Here is a 1797-nt window from a genome sequence, read left to right as displayed (position 1 = left end):
CCCCGCGGCGTTCTTTCGTTTTCTGTCCGCGACATCCGCCAACGTTCGGCCAGCGGGCGTAGTTCAAAGGGTAGAGGGGCACCTCTTCCACGTTGCGACACGCGGCGTTTCTGGGCCGTATCGGCGATATCCAGAAACATGAAAAAACCAGCTAATTGCTGGCTGAATTCGCTTGCTGTGTTCGGAAACCCATGGCTCATGTGTGTCATCGGAAGACGATTCTTTATTAACCCGAACGGAGAAACAAACATGACCCTTGGCGAATTGATCAGCTTGCTTGAAGAGTACCGCGACGAGCACGGCGATGAATGCGAGGTGCGTCTGATGACGCAACAGAACTGGCCTTTTGAAAACCGGATCGCCGGTGTCACTAGCGGCGCGGAGATGAACGAGGCGAGCGAGGACGACCCCAGCGAATACTTCGACGACCAGGATGTCGCCGAAGACGCGATGGTCTACATCGTCGAAGGCGGTCAGATCTGCTACGGCAGCAAACGAGCATGGGAAACCTGCCGCGACTCTTGAATGGGGCTTGGAAAAGCGAATTCGGGAAACATTTAGAAACTTTCCCGAACTTCGCTTGCTGACTCCGGCGACGCATGGCTCATGTGTGTCACCGAAATGATTTGTTCCCTTTCCGCAAACGGAGACGCCACCATGGCCACCGCCACCAATCGCCAACGCATCGAAGCCGAATACACCGCCGCCCACATTCGGGCTTTGACGCTTCTCGAAGACCTGCACCAACACCTCGAAGACACGCCGGCACCGAGCGACGACGGTCCGGTAATCGGATGGGATCACGTTGGCTCGCTGAAACACCTTTGCGAACAACTCCAAGCATTGAAAAAACGATTCACGCAGCCGGACGCCAGTTAACTTCTTTTTCATATGCCGACACGCCGCGACGTTCGCTCGACGCCGCGGCGTTTCTTCGATTGCGAATGCTTCGCCGGGGTCTGGCATCAACGCGACACGTTGCGTTTGTCGGCCACGTCGCGGACATCGAAAAACATTCCAAACATTCGAATTTGTTTTGAGACTTCGCTTGAGCTTTCTCGGAATCCATGGCTCATGTGTGTTAACGCCAAACGGCAAAACGATTTCAACACCTTTTCCACGAGAGACGAAACCATGGCCATGAACGAAACCCAAAAGACCAAGGCCGCCGCCCTTCGCAGCGAGATGAAAAAACTCGATCCGGCGACCTACCAAGACATTCGCGAATCGTACTACCGGATCGCCGACAACCTTCGCCCCTTGGTCGACGCTCTTGAGAAGGCCGACGCCGACCTCGGGCCAAACGGTCCCCTTTTGGAAGAGTACTACATCTTTTGCGAGATGCTCGACCGGCTCAACAAAAGCTACCTCGGCGCGGTTGTGTAACCCGCCCGCCGCAAGGCAACCGCCGCGGAAGGAACCGCGGCACGACGCACATGGACAAAAGCCGAAACGCAAATGGGCGTTGTCGCGGGTGGTTCCCGCGGCCTGACGATGGCAGCCAACCACGAATACAAATTGGGAGATACGAAGATGAAAAAGGAAGATGTAAAGATTGGCGGCGAGTACTACGCGAACGTCACGAACAAGAAAGTGGTCGTGCGAATCGATGCGGAGCATTCCTCCGGCGGTTGGGAGGCGACGAACATGATGACCAACAAAAAGGTCCGGATCAAAACCGCCGGCCGGTTGCAAGGACCGGCGCGACAACCTACGTCGGCCAATGAGACTCGCGTTCGCAAACACGTCGCAAAGCCGGCGAACCAACCCGCGAACGAAACGGCCGGCGGCGAGAAA

At 56.2% G+C, this 1797-nt stretch carries 5 protein-coding genes and 1 other RNA gene; 5 read left to right on the top strand and 1 reads right to left on the bottom strand.

Going from position 1 to position 1797, the window contains the following annotated elements:
* Nucleotides 1–251, bottom strand: a 251-nt coding sequence (locus tag ABD971_RS29470; protein WP_345327296.1) for a hypothetical protein, incomplete at its 3' end; no start/stop codon positions are given.
* On the opposite strand from ABD971_RS29470, the gene ABD971_RS29465 reads away from it, so the two are divergent.
* From ABD971_RS29465 to ABD971_RS29445, 5 genes are all read left to right on the top strand, one after another.
* Nucleotides 250–525, top strand: a complete 276-nt coding sequence (locus ABD971_RS29465; RefSeq protein WP_345327295.1) for a hypothetical protein — start codon at nt 250–252, stop codon at nt 523–525. The genes ABD971_RS29470 and ABD971_RS29465 overlap by 2 nt on opposite strands.
* 132 nt (nt 526–657) lie before the next feature.
* Nucleotides 658–879, top strand: coding sequence for a hypothetical protein (locus tag ABD971_RS29460; protein WP_345327294.1), 222 nt, complete (start codon nt 658–660; stop codon nt 877–879).
* A gap of 255 nt (nt 880–1134) precedes the next feature.
* Complete coding sequence (locus tag ABD971_RS29455; protein WP_345327293.1) at nt 1135–1386, top strand: hypothetical protein; 252 nt, start codon at nt 1135–1137, stop codon at nt 1384–1386.
* Between the two features lie 59 nt (nt 1387–1445).
* An RNA gene (locus tag ABD971_RS29450) (hammerhead ribozyme type II) lies at nt 1446–1507 on the top strand.
* A 26-nt stretch (nt 1508–1533) separates the two neighbouring features.
* The coding region (locus ABD971_RS29445) for a hypothetical protein (RefSeq protein WP_345327292.1) at nt 1534–1797 on the top strand (264 nt) is incomplete at its 3' end.

Source organism: Novipirellula rosea, from assembly GCF_039541335.1.
Classification (GTDB): Bacteria; Planctomycetota; Planctomycetia; order Pirellulales; family Pirellulaceae; genus Novipirellula; species Novipirellula rosea.
This window is presented reverse-complemented; position numbering and strand designations above follow the sequence as displayed.